Here is a 15,959-nt window from a genome sequence, read left to right on the forward strand (position 1 = left end):
GAATTAGAGAGGTATCTAAACAACTGATATTCTGAATCTATCGATAAATATTCCGCAGAAATATTTATTGCAATGAGCTCTAAATCAGATAATTTTGGTTTAATTGGTTTGAAATAAAAATTTTCTTTGATGGTTAATTTTCTTAATTCCTTTAAAATAAAATCGTAAATTGCATCTAGGTTATTCATAACGTATTAGATTGATAGTCAATACAATATACGAAATTTTCGTATTATGAGTAACCTTTTTTATAATGCACTACGGGTTAAAAATATAAATTCTAATATCTAAAGTCTAGCTTCTATCCTACATATAAGCCTCTATTGGCTCGCAGGTACAGATTAGGTTTCTGTCGCCGTACGCTTCATCTATTCTCGCCACGGTTGCAAAGAATTTGTGCGTTCTTACCCACTCCAGTGGATACGCTGCTTTTTCTCTACCGTATGGTTTGTCCCAGGAATCTGAGATAACCAATTGCTCTGTGTGAGGCGCGTTTTTCAGAACATTATTATCTCTGTCTGCATCGCCGTTTGCAATCTCGTCAATTTCTTTTTTGATGCTGATCAGCGCTTCAGCAAATCTGTCGATCTCGTCCTTATTTTCGGACTCGGTTGGTTCTATCATCAGTGTTCCAGCGACAGGGAAACTCACTGTAGGTGCGTGGAAACCATAATCCATCAATCGTTTTGCAATATCAGCTACCTCTATTCCCAAAATTTTGAACTGACGGAAGTCTACGATACATTCGTGCGCTACTCTGCCTTTCTCATTCGCATAAAGGATTGGAAAATGCTCAGCCAAGATCTCTTTCAGATAATTAGCATTCAGTATGGCGTGTTCTGTCGCTTTCTTAAGACCAGAAGTTCCCAGCATTTTGATATAAGCGTAAGAGATGTTCAGGATCAAACCAGAACCGTACGGTGCTGCAGAAATCCCTTCGATCGCTTCTTTACCTCCAATCTGGATGTTTGCATTGGTTGGCAAGAATGGAACCAAATGTTCTGCCACACAGATCGGGCCAACACCAGGACCACCACCACCGTGAGGGATCGCAAAGGTCTTGTGAAGATTCAGGTGACAGACGTCTGCCCCGATATTCCCAGGACTTGTGAAACCAACCTGCGCATTCATATTGGCGCCGTCCATATAAACCTGACCGCCGTGATCGTGTGTTAGTTTTGTAATTTCTTTGATATTCGCATCGAAGAATCCGTAAGTAGATGGATACGTGATCATCACCGCTGACAAATTCTGAGAATGCGCCTCTGTTTTCGCTTTGAAATCTTCAAAATCAATTTCGCCGCTTTCCAGATTCTTCACCACTACGATTTTCATTCCGGCCATCGCAGCAGATGCAGGATTGGTTCCGTGTGCAGACTGAGGGATCAGAACAATGTCTCTGTGGCCTTGGCCGCGGTTTTTGTGGTATTCTCTGATGACCATTAGTCCTGCATATTCGCCTTGTGCACCAGAGTTTGGCTGTAGAGACGTTCCGGCAAAACCTGTGATCTCAGCAAGGTCTTTCTCCAATTCTTTGATCATTTCCTGATAACCGCCAGCTTGTTCTGTTGGTACAAATGGGTGAACACTTCCCCATTCTCCCCAAGATAAAGGGATCATCTGAGTGGCAGCGTTCAATTTCATTGTACAAGATCCAAGCGAAATCATAGAATGTGTCAATGATAGATCTTTTCTTTCCAGACGCTTGATGTATCTCATCAATTCTGTCTCCGTATGGTATTTATTGAATACTTCTTCTTTTAAGATCTGATCTTCTCTCAGCAATTCAGTTGGAATTGAATATTCTTCTTTCAAAGTCACTTTGTAGCCTTGTTTCCCTTTGAACTGAGCGAATGCTTCGATCAATTGGTTCAGTTTGTCAACAGTCGTTGTTTCGTTGATGGAAATACTCACGATGCCTTGAGAGAAATAATTAAGATTAATCTTCTGATCTCTCATTTTCATTCTTAAAGAAGATTTTTCCTCCTCGTGCAATCTGAATTTCACGGTGTCAAAAACTGGCTCGTCTACAATATCATAACCTAAAACTTTCAGCGCATCGCCCAAAGCATTTGTTTTGAAATGGATTTGATCCGCGATAAACTCCAGCCCTTTAGGACCGTGATAAACAGCATACATACCTGCCATTACCGCAAGAAGCACTTGAGCTGTACAGATGTTAGACGTTGCTCTTTCTCTTTTGATGTGTTGCTCTCTGGTTTGTAGCGCCATTCTTAGTGCACGCTTACCGTACATATCCTGAGACACCCCGATAATTCTACCAGGAATATCTCTTTTATAGCCTTCCTTACAAGTGAAGAATGCGGCGTGAGGACCACCGTAACCCATTGGGATCCCAAATCGTTGTGAAGTTCCAACAGCGCAGTCTGCGCCCATATCAGCTGGAGATTTCAGCTTTACCAAAGCCATCGGGTCACAAGCTACAACTACCTGAAGATTGAATTCTTTGTAATAAGTAATGTTTTCCGTATAGTCCAGAACGATTCCGTTTTTCCCTGGATATTGCAATAAAACCCCGAAGTATGAATCATTGAATTGGTGATTCACATGATTACCTACAATCACATCAATACCAAGACCTTCCGCTTTAGTTTTGAGAACAGAAACGGTCTGTGGCAATACGAGATCTGAGATGAAAAACTTGGTTGAATTAGCTTTCTTCTGATCCTTGGTTCTGTTGTTAAAGAACATATGCATTGCTTCTGCTGCAGCGGTCGATTCATCCAGAAGAGAGGCATTGGCCAAAGGAAAACCTGTCAGGTCAGACATTACAGTCTGGTAATTGAGCAAAGCTTCCAATCTCCCTTGTGCAATCTCAGCCTGGTAAGGCGTGTAAGCCGTGTACCAGCTTGGGTTTTCCAGAATGTTTCTCTGGATCGGAGAAGGCAAAATAGTGTTGTGGTATCCAAAACCGATGTAGTTATCGAAATTCAGATTCTTGGATGCCAGTTCCTTGGAATGCAATAGCATCTCATACTCCGAAAGTGGCTCCGAAATATCCAGATCCTTCTCCAGCCTGATGGCATCCGGAATGGTTTGTGAGATGAGTTCTTCAATACTCGCTGCTCCTACTTTCTTCAGCATTTCCGCTTTATCAGACTCATTAAGGCTGATGTGACGATTTACGAATTGTTGTGTATTCATTTATAAAACTTCAAATTAGATTCTTATTATAAGGCTTGTAAATTTAATCAATTTTCGAAATATTGCTAGGCCTAAAATTTGATAAAAACTATCGTTCCAATATCATTTTTTATAGCAGATTGATATGGTCATGTTATTTGTTATAAATCAAATTGATTTTGTCCGCATATTTTTCGAGAACGATATTCCGTTTAATTTTTAAAGTTGGTGTGATCTCGCCGCTTTGGATCTCAAAATCCGCTGGCATCAAGATAAATTTCTTAATCTTCTCAAAGCCAGAAAGATTCACCTGAATGTCATCAATCAGCTGATGATAGAATGCGTGGATCTTTTCGTTATCCACGATCTCTTTCCAGTTGGTAAAGGGAATATTCATTGTTTTTAATTTTTCCTCCAGCGTTTCAAAATTAGGAACAATCAGGGCAGAAACAAATGGTTTATCATCCGCTATCAGCAAAATATGATTGATATAACTGTTGTTGGAAAACATATTTTCAATTGGCTGAGGCGCAATATACTTGCCGTTGGAGGTTTTCATCAGATCTTTGATTCTGTCTGTAATCGTCAGGTGTCCTTCTGCATCAATCACGCCTGCATCGCCGGTTTTCATCCAGCCATCTTCTGTAAAGATCTTGGCCGTTTCTTGCGGATTTTTATAATAGCCTTTCATCACGCCGCTACCTTTCACGAGGATCTCATCATTCTCTCCGATCTTGATCTCAGAATCACCCAAGAGTTTTCCTGCCGTTCCGTATTTGTATTTTGTAAAAGGAAAAGCCGTAACTGTTGCAGTGGTTTCTGTCATCCCGTACCCTACTGTGATATGGATTCCCATGGCATCAAAAAACGCCGTCACTTCTGATGAGATAGATGCACCGCCACAAGGCATAAACCAAAGTCTTTCGCCTAATTTGGCTTTGATTTTATTAAAAACCAACGCATTTGCGACCTTGTATTTTTGATTTAGCAGAAAAGGGACAGTCTGTTGATTTCGTTTTCTTTCCGAAACCTGAGTTCCTGTTTCAATAGCCCAGGCAAAGATCTTTTTTTTGGTTGGAGAGGCAGTAGCCAGCATTTCATTGATGCCTGCATATATCTTTTGATAGAATCTGGGAACAGAACACATCGTCGTAGGCTTCACTTCCTGTAAGGCGCTCGCAATGAGTTTTGGATTTTCCAGAAAGCTGACTTTGGCGCCCAAAGAAAAACAGAACAAGGTCCAACATCTTTCGAAAACGTGACTTAATGGTAAAAAGGCCAAGGACTGCTCTTTCTCAAAATCTTTGAAATCAAAAAAGTCAACGTGGGCATCAAATACTTTTTGGAAGTTCCCGTGGGTCAACATCACACCTTTTGGGATTCCGGAGGTTCCCGAGGTGTAAATAATGGTCGCCAAATCTTCATCAGACCTTTCAACAATCTGAAATTTGTCAGAAGCTTGCTCAATAAAATCCGCTAAAAAGAAAGACCGATCCTTTAAAGTAAAATTTTTCTTCGCCGCTATAACAACCTCTATACCAGATGTTTGATCCAACAGACTGTGGCAGATTTCATACTGTTCTTGATCACCCGTGAGTATGATTTTCGGCTCCGCGTGATTGATGATGTACTCTACCTGATCTGTACCATTCGTAGAATAGATAGGAACCGTCACAGCGCCAATGGCAAGCGTTGCAACATCCATAATGATCCATTCCGGAGAATTGTCTGCATAGATGGCTACTCTGTCATTTTCTTTGACACCAGCGTCTACCAATGCATTAGCAGTCCGGAAAACCATCTGCTTGAATCGCATCCAAGTCAGCTCCTTCCATTCATTATCTTTTTTGAATCCTACAGCAGCTTTCTGTGGAAATCGTTTGGTGTTCTTATTCAGAAATTCCGAAATGTTCATTAATTAGATTTTATAATGCTCTTAGCATAATTTTTTAGGTGAAAATCTACACTTTTATCGATTGGAATGAAAGTATAATTCAGAGTTTCACGGATTTTTTTATTGGTAATTTTTGAGTCAGATTTGATCGTTTCTACATTGGTTCTATTTCCAAGCTTCAGGATCGGGATGCACCAGCCCAAGATGGCAGAGAAAAACGGAAGCAGATCCAATACTGAATTCGGTATCAGTTTCGCAGGTTTTTTATTAAAAGTCTGGCGAACTTTATCCGCCAACTGTTTGTATTTTACATTCTCAGAGCTTAGGATAAAGCGCTGTCCAAAGATGGATTTTTCCATTAATTCGATAGCGATTTGGGCAACATCTCTTACATCTACATAAGCTGTAGAACCAGGAAAAGTAAAGCCATTGGACATTTCCTTGAAAAGTTTGCCGCTGCTGTGTTGCCAGTTTCCGGAACCTATGATCAAACCAGGATTGATGATCACGGTATTAAGGCCTTCATATTGAGAACGCCAGACTTCCATCTCGGAAAGATATTTGGAAATGGCATAGTTCGAATGATCCAGTTTTTCATTAAAATCAGAATTCTCATCCATTTCACCAGCTTCATTCAATCCATCCAAGACGGCGATGGAACTGACGAAAAGAAACTTTTTAACCTGTAAGGGATCGATGGCGAAGAGCAATTTCTCTGTGGCTTCGGAATTATTTTTGTACAATTCTTTTTCCGCTTTTGGATTGAAACTGACTTTTGCAGCGCAATGATAAACTTCATCCACACCTTGCAAAGCGGTTTCTATAGAGGTCAAATCTTCAAAATCGATATCTACCCACTGTATTTGATCAAAATAACAGTCAGCTTCATCCGTGTAAAACTGGTAAGATTCTTTAACTTCCTGAAGATTGCTGGACTGTCGTTTTGTGGCCCGGACTTTTTTTCCTTTCTTAAGGAGTTCCAGTGCGATCACGCGTCCTAAAATACCTGTAGCTCCTGTAATCAATATCATTCTGCGGCAGATATTTGGGGTTGAATCTCAGAATTATTTTTAAAAATCTGGATTAATAAAATAGAATTAACTGTAGAATATGCGGAAATAATAGCCACAAAAAACCAGAAGCTTTTGCCTTCTAAAACATAATCTCCTTCTCCGGAAAAAGAGTCTCTAAGCACAAGAAACAAGAGTCCTATCAAAAAAAGATTGATAAGCGCTGAAAAATACAAAATGAACTTGTATATAGTCTCCTGATATTTTTTCATTGAAGATTTTTACAAAGATAATTTAATTCGGTAAAAAATCCCGCATTCAGGCATTGAAATCTATCAGGAAATTAAGGCGTGTTTTGTTGCATCAATTCCAAATTTTTATCTAATCTATGGCTTTTCCCAATCACAAGACAACAGAAAATGGTGTCCTGAGATGAGAATAGCGCCCCACTAAAAATCAGAAGAACTAATATGATCCTTTTCACAAAATAAAATCCTTCACAGCCGCATTGAAATCGACCGGATTATTGGCCTGAACCCAATGTTCTGCATTGGCAATCTTGATCACTTTTGAGTCCGGAAATTGTTGTCTGATAAGTAATTCGTCCTGTGGTAATATGTAATTGGAATTGGCGCCGGCAATAAACAAAGTAGGTCCTTTGAACACCCCAAATCTGATGGCATTGGACACAAACTCCGTGTATTTCTCTGCTAAAGTATTGAGATTGAATCTCCACGCTAGCTTCTTATCATCTGTCCAATATAGATTTTTCATCAGGAATTGGATCACAAATATCTCATGAATATATTCGCCCAAAACTTTCTCAACATCTTGCCTTGAAGTGACAGTTTCAAAATCGACAGTCTGAAGCGCCTTGATAATCCCCTGATGATGTGGCGGATAGGCTTTTGGCGAAATATCTACAACGATCAGTTTATTCAGTTTTTCCGGGAAATTGATGGCGAACTGCATCACGGCTTTTCCGCCAAGCGAATGGCCGAGCAGATTGGCCTTTTCTATGTTATGGTAGGTCATATAATTCAGAATATCATGAGCCAGGTCATCGTGAGACATCGACTCTGAATGAAAACTTCGCCCGTGATTCCTGAGGTCTATCAGGTGCGTTGGCATCAGTTCTCCAAATTCTTTCCCGAAACTGCCCCAATTGTCCAGCATCCCGAACAAGCCGTGGAATACCAGCAGTGGCGTTTCTGTTCTTTCTTCTCCGTATATTTTTGAGTGTAGGATTTCCATTAATTTTAATTTATTTTTACCATTTCGCCAATCTCTTCAAATAAGCCTGCACCGTATTTTCCAGACCAAGATAAAGCGCTTCTGAGATCAAAGCATGACCGATGGAAACTTCCAAAAGATTCGGGATATTGTCCGAGAAATATTTTAGATTATCCAAGCTTAGATCGTGCCCAGCATTGATCCCTAAACCAAATTTTTCGGCTTCAACAGCTGTTTCTACGTAAGATTTGATCGCCTGTTCTTTATCTTTTCGATAATTGGTAGCGTAAGCTTCTGTATAAAGTTCGATCCTGTCTGTTCCCGTTTCGGCAGCAAATTTTACCATTTCAGGATTTGGATCCAGGAAAATAGACGTTCTGATTCCTGCATTTTTGAATTCGGAAATCACAGCTTTCAGGAAGTCCAGATGCTTTTCGCAATCCCAGCCAGCGTTGGATGTGATGGCATCGTCGGCGTCCGGAACCAAAGTCACCTGCTCAGGCTTCACTTCCAAAACCATATCTATGAAAGGTCTGTGTGGATTACCTTCAATATTGAATTCGGTTTTTACCAACGGTTTCAGGTCGTAAACATCTTTTCTTGTGATATGTCTCTCGTCCGGCCTTGGATGGATCGTGATGCCCTGCGCTCCAAATCTTTCCAGATCTACCGCCACCTGAGTGACACTTGGCACATCGCCTCCTCTGGCATTTCTAATGGTCGCGATCTTATTAATATTGACACTTAGTTTTGTCATAACTTTTTATAATTGGTAATTGATGTATAAGGCTATTTTTGTCTGTAACGCTTAAATTGTCTTAGGCTTTCTGAACAATATCAAGTTCAAACTCTTTAGCAGCCGACAACAGATGATCAAAGATATCGGACTGTATATTTTCATATTTTTCTGTATCGGCTTCGGTGGCGAAACAGTAGATTTCCAGCGGCAAACCTTCCGGCATACTTTGAAGCTGTCTTACAAGGATGATTTCGTTTTGGTCGATCTGGTTATTATGATTAAGATAATTCTGAACATATTTCCGGAAAACCCCGATATTGGTCAATTGGGTTCCATTGATAATTTCATCGGGATTTTCTAATGAGTTTTTCTCTTCACTGATCTCTTTTTCTTTAAGATTAAGATACGTTTTTATGAGATTGATCTTCTTCAAACGCTCCATGAGATCGTCATCGACAAACTTCAAGGATTTCATATTGAACATAATCGATTTCTTGATTCTTCGGGTGTTCTCGTCAGAAATGACTTGGTAATTTTTAATTTCAGTTGTGAGCAAATCATAGGTCGGAATCGTGGAAATGGTTTTGTCAAAGTTTTTAATTTTTGTGGTCAAAAGGTCTATGCCTTCTATGTTTCCTTCTATGTTATATTTGGGGATCGCCACCCAGTCGCCTGGTTTCAAATTCTTGGACGTTGCCACGTGGATCCCGGTTACAAAACCTAAAATTGTATCGCGGAAAATCAAAACAATGACTGCTGTAATAGCTCCCAAACTACCTAAAACAGTGCTACTTGCGATCCCAAATACCACACAAATCGCGATGACCGCAAAAATGAATGTCCCAAAAATCTTGATGGTCTGGGAAATGGAATTGATGGCAAGAATTTTATAATAATCTTTCTTGATCTCATAATACGTCTGCAAAACCCGGATAAACTTAAAGGCCATATTCGCGATCGTCAAAACAATCAGAAAATCCACCAGCCTTTCCAGAAAAACGAAACTTTTTGGATGTCTGTAAAATATGGAAAACAAAGCATAATTTCCAAAAGCCAAAGCCAGGATGTTCGCGACGGAACTGGTAACCCGGGCTTTATAAATGGACTTCATCACAGGAAATTTCTCCTTGTCAAAAAAGAATCGGAAAACAAAATTGATCAGATTTTTTAAAAGAAAAGCCAGAAGGAGGATGAGTCCTATAAAAAAAAAGAATTTCGAAAAGATCTGACCAAAAAGAACCAGATCATCGGGCAGAAAATCTCTGCAAAAGAAATGGATCTCATCACTTATCTGCTGTAGAAAATCTTTGTAATCTATAAGTTCATCTTTCATTTGAAGTTATTATTTTGTTTTACGGGTCAAATATAATCGTCGGATCAAAAGATTTTAAAATTTGATCGGCGTCAATTTTGTATTCTGGAATAACAATCAACAAATTTAAGGATAATAAATTTTTGCTTTACTTTGAAAATTGTATTTTTAATAAAATTATAAACTTGGATCCAACCTTAATCAACATTATTGCCTTAGCACTCCTTTTCATAGGACTTTTAGGAACATTTTTACCTGTTTTGCCAGGATTATTACTCAGCATCTGTGGCGTTCTGATCTTCAAATTCGGGACGGAAAATGATATGCCGATGATCTATGTGTGGATTTTTGTCCTGCTTACGATTGTTTCTACCGTCATTAATTATGTCATACCAGCCAAAACCAACAAGAAATACGGCGGCACGCGCTACGGAAGTATCGGCTCTTTTGTAGGAACATTACTCGGCTTATTTTTCATTCCAATTCCATTCGGATTTCTGATTGGAATGCTTTTGGGTGTTTTCGTGGGTGAATTACTTCACGATGTAAGCGACACAAAAAAAGCCTTGAACTCTATGAAAGGTGCTTTCATTGGCTTCATTTACGGAACCGGTTTCAACCTGATGGTTGGATTGGCTATGTTTTTGGTAGTTGGTTACTATATTTTCTTTTAAAAAATCCAGATCATGAACATCAAACTAATTTTTTGCTTTCCTCTATTATTACTAATGACCAATTGCAAAACCCAGACCTCTCAATCAGAAACATCGGCTGTCGCTGGTCATATCGCTACAGTCGGTTTGGAAAAACAGGTAAAAATACCGAATTCCAAAGTAAACCTTCTGTTCAAAGAAGTTTTAGAGGACAGCCGTTGTCCTGTGGGCGTGACCTGCGTTTGGGAAGGTATTGCTATCATTAAGATAGAAGGTATTTCCGGAAACGAGAAAACCAGTTTCCAAGTTGCAACGCGAGATTTTACAGCGAAGAATGTGAAAAAATCTTTCAATTTTTCTGGTTATAGATTTACCTTAGTTGAACTGAAACCACAACCTGGCGGAAATGAACAACCAACTACAGTTAGTTTTAAATACGAAAAAGAAAATTAAATCTATCCTAAAACGCGCCGAAAACGCAAGCCAATCAGCCCCAAACAAGAGGATCTGTACCTGTCTTCAACAGATACTTATTGATCTTCGAAAAAGGCTTGCTTCCGTAAAAGCCTCTGTACACAGAGAACGGAGAAGGATGCGCAGAACGGATGATCATGTGCCTGGTCTCATCTATCAGTGAGGCCTTTTTTTGTGCAAATGCACCCCACAATACAAATACGACATTCTCTTTCTCTTCAGAGATCTGTTTGATGATGTAATCTGTAAAAACTTCCCAGCCTAGCTTCTTATGAGAATTTGGTTCGTGTGCGCGCACCGTCAAAGTAGCATTCACTAGGAGAACACCTTGTTTTGCCCAATCCTCTAAGTCCTTGTTATTTCTATCAATGCCTACATCATCATTTAGTTCTGTAAAGATATTTTTCAGAGAAGGCGGCGTTTTTACGTCTTCTGACACAGAAAAGCAAAGACCATTGGCTTGTCCCTCATTATGGTAAGGATCCTGGCCAATAATCACGACTTTGACATCATCAAATTCCGTGAGTTCCAATGCCCGGAAAATCTCGTCTTTTGGCGGAAAACATTTGGTAGAATCGTATTCTACTTGTACCTTTTCCCAAAGGTCTTTAAAATAATCACTTTCTTTAATCGGTTTCAAAACTTGGTTCCAGGTCATTGCATGATTTTTGACAAAATTAAATTTACAGATCCATTAAAACAAATTTGAAGACTTTTCGAGTGAAATAAAGTTAATTTATCACAAATATCGTTTGGCTTAATTTTATATATGATAAATTCGCACAAAATATACACTTTCCCATTAATTTTTAGAATGAAGATCTGGAGCGCATTTATCTTTTCAATACTTTTTATGACCCACTCATCAGCACAAAACACCATCATCGTAGGAACTTATACCAATAGTGATAAGTGCAAAAGCGGTGGTATTCATATTTTTGATTTTGATGAAAATACTTACAAATACAATCTCAAATTCCACACAGACAATATTGTCAATCCCAGTTTTATAAGCCTTAGTCCAGACAAGAATTTTCTTTTTTCTGTGAATGAAAACGGAGAAAACAGTACGGTAACTTCTTTTTCTATGGACGAGGCAGACGGAAGACTGATCAAAAAAGATGAGAGAAAAACACAGGGCGAAGATCCTTGTTTTCTGATCTCTGACGACCAAAACGTCATCACAGCCAATTACTCTGGCGGCAGCATCAATGTGTTCAAACGTTATGCAGACGGCAAATTGTCTGATGTTTTTCAGAATATCAAGTTTGAAGGTGTTGGCGTGAATCCCAAACGTCAGGAAAAGTCACACATCCATCAGGTTCAGTTTTCTCCGGACCATCAATATGTTTTGGCGACTGATCTTGGTTTAGATCAAATATATGTTTTTAAATACCACAAAACAGGCGATTTGGTTCTGGAGAAAATCGGAGCATATGCTGCGAAAAAAGGTTCTGGTCCTAGACATATTGAATTTGATAAAACTGGAAAACTGATCTATCTCGTTCAGGAACTCAGCGGTGATTTGTCAGTTTTAGGTTTTAACGAAGGTCACATTGAACTGATCCAGGAAGAAACATTACTCTCCAGAAAAGTAAGATTTAATTTCCGTGCCGCAGACATTCATCTTTCTAATAACGAACGGTTTGTTTACGTGACGAATCGAGACGATGCAGATGATATCACAGTTTTCAAAAGAAAAAAAAATGGAACAGTAAAGAAAATCCAACAGACCAAAACCATTGGCAGAAATCCACGAAATTTCACAATAAGTCCCAACAACAAATTGGTTTTGATTGCCAATCAGGATACGAACCGGATCAATATTTTCACCCGTGATCTCAAGAACGGATTCCTCACAACAACAGGAAAATCAATCCCGGTCTGCAGTCCAGTGAATGTCCTGTTTTATGAGAAAGGTAAATAATGTTACACCACCACAATATTTAAAATTAAACACAGTTATTAATAGTTAATGCTAGATGAAATCAATGCTTGATAAAAAATTTATTCTCTCTTTTTTCCTCATTTTCGTGACCAGTTTGGTCTTCTCACAGACAGAAAAAGAAAACGAAATTGAAAACGTCGTGATACAAGGCGTAAAAAAATACAAAAACAAAAAAGAAAATCCAGCTTACGCCATTATGCGTGAGGTTTGGAAAAAGAAAAAATCCAACGGATTGCTTCTGCACAAAGATTACAAATACAAAACCTACGAGAAAATAGATTTCCGTCTGGACAATATAGACAGTTCTTTTACCAAAAAGAAGGCTTTCCGAGGGATGGACTCTATTCTTTTTAAGTATAATGATTCTTCCGAAATCGCGGGGAAAGCTGTTTTGCCAGTCTTTATTACAGAAAGTATTTTTGAAACCTACGGAAAAAATAACCCTAAAAAAGAACGTAAAGATCTCTTGGCGACCAGACTTTCTGGACTCAAGAATAATCAAATCGTAACCAAAACGGTACAGAACATGTACAGTGATATCAATATTTATGATAATACCATCAATTATCTTAATATAGGCTTCGTAAGCCCAGTTTCTACCGAGGGTTTTGGCGTTTTTGACTATAACATTACCGATACGATAGAGATCAACACTGTAAAAAGTTACGAAATCAGATTTACACCCAAAAATCCGGAAGCATTGGCTCTCAAAGGCAGACTTTATATTTCCATGGAAAAATATAATGTCATGAAGGTGGAGATGGAAACCAACAAAAAGATCAACATCAATTTTGTAAAGAAAATTGCTACAGATCTGGAGTTTGATAATCCGGACGACTCCACATTCATCCCAACGCGAAATGAAACGACGATCAATCTTGTCACCAATGACAAAGAGAAAGCCAAATCTATCATAGCAAGACGTACAGCCAATTATTCTGACTACGAATTTGACAAAGGCATCACCGATGAGTTTCTAAACAAGATCGTCATCGCAGAAGATGAAATGGTGGCAAAAGACGAAAATTATTGGCAAGCCAACAGAACCGAAATCCTCACAGAAAGCGACCGAAATATCTATAAAATGTACGACGAATTACAAGACAATCCGAAGTACAAGAAGATCGTCAAAATCGTGGAAATAGGTAACTCTGGTTATTTCCATCTTGGAAAAGGCATCGATATTGGAAATATATTCCAGTCATTTGGTTACAATGATATCGAAGGCGTCAGACTAAGAGGCGGCTTCAGAACCTATCGTGGCAAAAATGATATGTGGCGAATCCAGGCTTATACAGCGTATGGTTTCCGTGATCAGCAGTGGAAATATGGTGGCGAGGCAAAGTATATGTTCAACAAAGAAAACCGGTTTATGATAGGTGCCGGTTATAGAAAAGATGTGCTTCAGCTTGGTGTTCAACTAACAACCGATGAAGGTATTATGACCAGATCATTTGCATCCTCTTCTGTTCTGAATAGTGGCTCTACAACATCAATGAGTTCTGTAAACCAAACCAATATCTTCACCAGTATAGAACCTTGGAAAAACTTCCAGATAAGATTAGACGCTACGACTCAGAATATCAAATCTGCAGATTCTAACTTGTTCAATATCAATTACTACAGACAGGGTGTTTTAAGAAACGATCTCAATGACACCAGATTCACCGCAACCATTATTGCAAGACCCGGAATCAAATTCTCGACTTACGGTGTAGACCGCTACGAGATGACCGCGTTAGCAACCAATCCTTCTTTTATTCTGAAATATACCAAAGGTGTAGGCGGTGTTTTCAATTCAGATTATAATTACAACAAATTGCAGTTTTATTACTATCAGCCCGTTCTTTTAGGAAATTGGGGAAGACTTTTCGCCAATGTAGAGGTTGGGAAAAACTTTGATGCGCTCCCACTCGCTTTGCAGAATGTAATGCCTGCCAACCAATCTTACGGTCTGGTAAGAGGTGTATTTTCTTTGATGAATTACTATGAATTTGTGGCAGATTCTTATGCCGTTATGTTTTTGGAACACCACTTTAATGGTAAGATCTTGTCTCAGATTCCATTAATCAAAAAACTAAAATTGCGTGAAGTTGCCTTTTTCCGTTCAGGTGTGGGAAGTCTGAGAGCCGAATCTGTCAGCATGAATGCGGGTAATATACCTTTAACAGCTCCGGGAAAACCTTATTACGAGTACGGTTTCGGAATCGAGAATATTGGTTGGGGAAATTTCAGATTGTTACGGTTGGACTTCAACTGGAGAGGTAATTACCTCAATCACACGACGCCTAATTCTGATGTAAGAAAATTTGGCGTTCAGTTTGGTTTCCAGGCCAATTTTTAGGACATCTGTTGACAATCAGCTACTAAAAGAGATAATACGTGTCAAGTGATCTAAAATCCTTTTCAATGCGCATTCAGAAAATTACGCTGTTCCTCAGTTTATTAGTTGCTACAACGCTGTATTCGCAAAGAGAATTTGTATTTTTCGGTTCTTACAATTGGGAAAAAGGCTCCGAGGCTGTTTATGTTTATGAACTGAATACAGAAACAGGAAAACTTACCCAATTTGCATCCTCCAGAGAGGTGATCAATCCCGGTTACATCACAATTTCCGATGACGGAAAATACGTGTACGCATCGTCTGACGCCAAAACGCCCAATGATGGCAGTGTAAGTGCTTTCGCTTTTGATATCGGTAAAAAATCTTTGACTTTTCTGAATCAGCAAAAAACCGGTGGCGAAAATCCGGTGTATGTGAGCGTAGATAAAAGTGGAAAATGGCTCATCAATGCAACATACAATATTCCAACTATTTCTGTTTTCCCCATCTCAGAAGATGGAAAAATAAATCCAATGGTTCAGCATTTTGAATTCACCGAAGGCAGTGGCATAAACCCAAAAAGACAGGAGAAAGCGCACACACATTCTGTGGTTTTCTCGCCGGATTTCAAATCCTTGCTTTCCGCAGATTTGGGTGCAGATATCATCAGACAATATGCTTTTGATGAAAATCTGAATCAACCATTAATAGAAACTAAAAACCCAGTCCGTACAAAACCAGGAAGCGGGCCAAGACATATCACTTTCAGCGCCGATGGAAAGTTAGCTTACTGCATTGAGGAGTTAGCGGGAATGGTTTCTGTCTATAATTTTTCTGAAAATCTGTTGAAGCAAATCCAGAGAATCGCAACGCATCCGGAGCGAATCAAGGAAGGTTTTGAAAGTTCCGATGTTCATATTTCGCCGGACGGAAAATTCCTGTATGCTAGTAACAGAGGGAAAGAAAACAATATTGCCATTTTCAAAATCAATGCAGATGGAACTTTGGAATCTAAAGGTTACCAATCCGTCAAAGGAAAACATCCAAGAACTTTCGCGATAGACGAAACTGGGAAATTCATTATTGTGACGAATGTCAATTCTGAAAATGTAACCGTCTTCAAAAGGAATGCGCAAACAGGAATGTTAAAAAAAGTTGGAAAACCAGTTCACCTTAAAAATGTAACTTGTGTGAAAACGAAGATGTATTAATGAGCTTTTGGCGATTGG

13 protein-coding genes and 1 pseudogene are annotated in these 15,959 nt (G+C 39.1%); 5 read left to right on the forward strand and 9 right to left on the reverse strand.

Annotated features, from left to right (window positions below; translation table 11 throughout):
* The 8 genes and pseudogenes from F564_RS18670 to F564_RS0104135 all read right to left on the reverse strand — a co-directional run.
* Window positions 1-188: pseudogene (locus F564_RS18670) on the reverse strand (IS982 family transposase); the annotation flags it as partial.
* 118 nt (window positions 189-306) lie between these two features.
* Window positions 307-3,165, reverse strand: a complete 2,859-nt coding sequence (gcvP, locus tag F564_RS0104105) for an aminomethyl-transferring glycine dehydrogenase (RefSeq protein ID WP_028121496.1) — start codon at window positions 3,163-3,165, stop codon at window positions 307-309.
* Between the two features lie 133 nt (window positions 3,166-3,298).
* Window positions 3,299-5,059, reverse strand: a complete 1,761-nt coding sequence (locus tag F564_RS0104110; RefSeq protein ID WP_028121497.1) for an AMP-dependent synthetase/ligase — start codon at window positions 5,057-5,059, stop codon at window positions 3,299-3,301.
* Window positions 5,059-6,069 (reverse strand): NAD-dependent epimerase/dehydratase family protein, encoded by a 1,011-nt coding sequence (locus F564_RS0104115; RefSeq protein WP_028121498.1) that lies wholly within the window; start codon window positions 6,067-6,069, stop codon window positions 5,059-5,061. Before F564_RS0104115 ends, F564_RS0104110 begins: the two co-directional genes overlap by 1 nt.
* The gene (locus F564_RS0104120; protein ID WP_028121499.1) at window positions 6,066-6,320 is read right to left on the reverse strand and encodes a hypothetical protein; all 255 of its coding nucleotides are present in this window, start codon (window positions 6,318-6,320) and stop codon (window positions 6,066-6,068) included. Before F564_RS0104120 ends, F564_RS0104115 begins: the two co-directional genes overlap by 4 nt.
* A 208-nt stretch (window positions 6,321-6,528) precedes the next feature.
* Window positions 6,529-7,302: an alpha/beta fold hydrolase gene (locus F564_RS0104125; protein ID WP_028121500.1), complete on the reverse strand. Its 774-nt coding sequence runs from the start codon at window positions 7,300-7,302 to the stop codon at window positions 6,529-6,531.
* Between the two features lie 16 nt (window positions 7,303-7,318).
* The gene (locus F564_RS0104130; protein WP_028121501.1) at window positions 7,319-8,038 is read right to left on the reverse strand and encodes a pyridoxine 5'-phosphate synthase; all 720 of its coding nucleotides are present in this window, start codon (window positions 8,036-8,038) and stop codon (window positions 7,319-7,321) included.
* A gap of 61 nt (window positions 8,039-8,099) precedes the next feature.
* Window positions 8,100-9,353, reverse strand: coding sequence for a mechanosensitive ion channel family protein (locus F564_RS0104135; RefSeq protein WP_028121502.1), 1,254 nt, complete (start codon window positions 9,351-9,353; stop codon window positions 8,100-8,102).
* 164 nt (window positions 9,354-9,517) lie between these two features.
* Here F564_RS0104135 and F564_RS0104140 point away from each other — a divergent pair, with 164 nt between their 5' ends.
* Entirely contained in the window at window positions 9,518-10,006 is a 489-nt protein-coding gene (locus tag F564_RS0104140; RefSeq protein WP_028121503.1) for a DUF456 domain-containing protein, read from the forward strand.
* A 12-nt stretch (window positions 10,007-10,018) separates the two neighbouring features.
* Complete coding sequence (locus F564_RS0104145) at window positions 10,019-10,438, forward strand: hypothetical protein (protein WP_154656803.1); 420 nt, start codon at window positions 10,019-10,021, stop codon at window positions 10,436-10,438.
* Window positions 10,439-10,472: 34 nt separating this feature from the next.
* Here F564_RS0104145 and F564_RS0104150 read toward each other — a convergent pair whose 3' ends face one another.
* Window positions 10,473-11,117: a uracil-DNA glycosylase gene (locus tag F564_RS0104150; RefSeq protein ID WP_028121505.1), complete on the reverse strand. Its 645-nt coding sequence runs from the start codon at window positions 11,115-11,117 to the stop codon at window positions 10,473-10,475.
* A gap of 156 nt (window positions 11,118-11,273) precedes the next feature.
* Here F564_RS0104150 and F564_RS0104155 point away from each other — a divergent pair, with 156 nt between their 5' ends.
* The 3 genes from F564_RS0104155 to F564_RS0104165 all read left to right on the forward strand — a co-directional run bounded on the left by F564_RS0104155 (window position 11,274) and on the right by F564_RS0104165 (window position 15,941).
* Complete coding sequence (locus F564_RS0104155; protein WP_028121506.1) at window positions 11,274-12,386, forward strand: lactonase family protein; 1,113 nt, start codon at window positions 11,274-11,276, stop codon at window positions 12,384-12,386.
* A 64-nt stretch (window positions 12,387-12,450) separates the two neighbouring features.
* Window positions 12,451-14,751: a DUF5686 family protein gene (locus F564_RS0104160; RefSeq protein ID WP_034980742.1), complete on the forward strand. Its 2,301-nt coding sequence runs from the start codon at window positions 12,451-12,453 to the stop codon at window positions 14,749-14,751.
* Window positions 14,752-14,816: 65 nt separating this feature from the next.
* Window positions 14,817-15,941: a lactonase family protein gene (locus tag F564_RS0104165; RefSeq protein WP_028121508.1), complete on the forward strand. Its 1,125-nt coding sequence runs from the start codon at window positions 14,817-14,819 to the stop codon at window positions 15,939-15,941.
* Window positions 15,942-15,959: the final 18 nt, after the last annotated feature.

This window comes from Epilithonimonas tenax DSM 16811, from assembly GCF_000428485.1.
Classification (GTDB): domain Bacteria; phylum Bacteroidota; class Bacteroidia; order Flavobacteriales; family Weeksellaceae; genus Epilithonimonas; species Epilithonimonas tenax.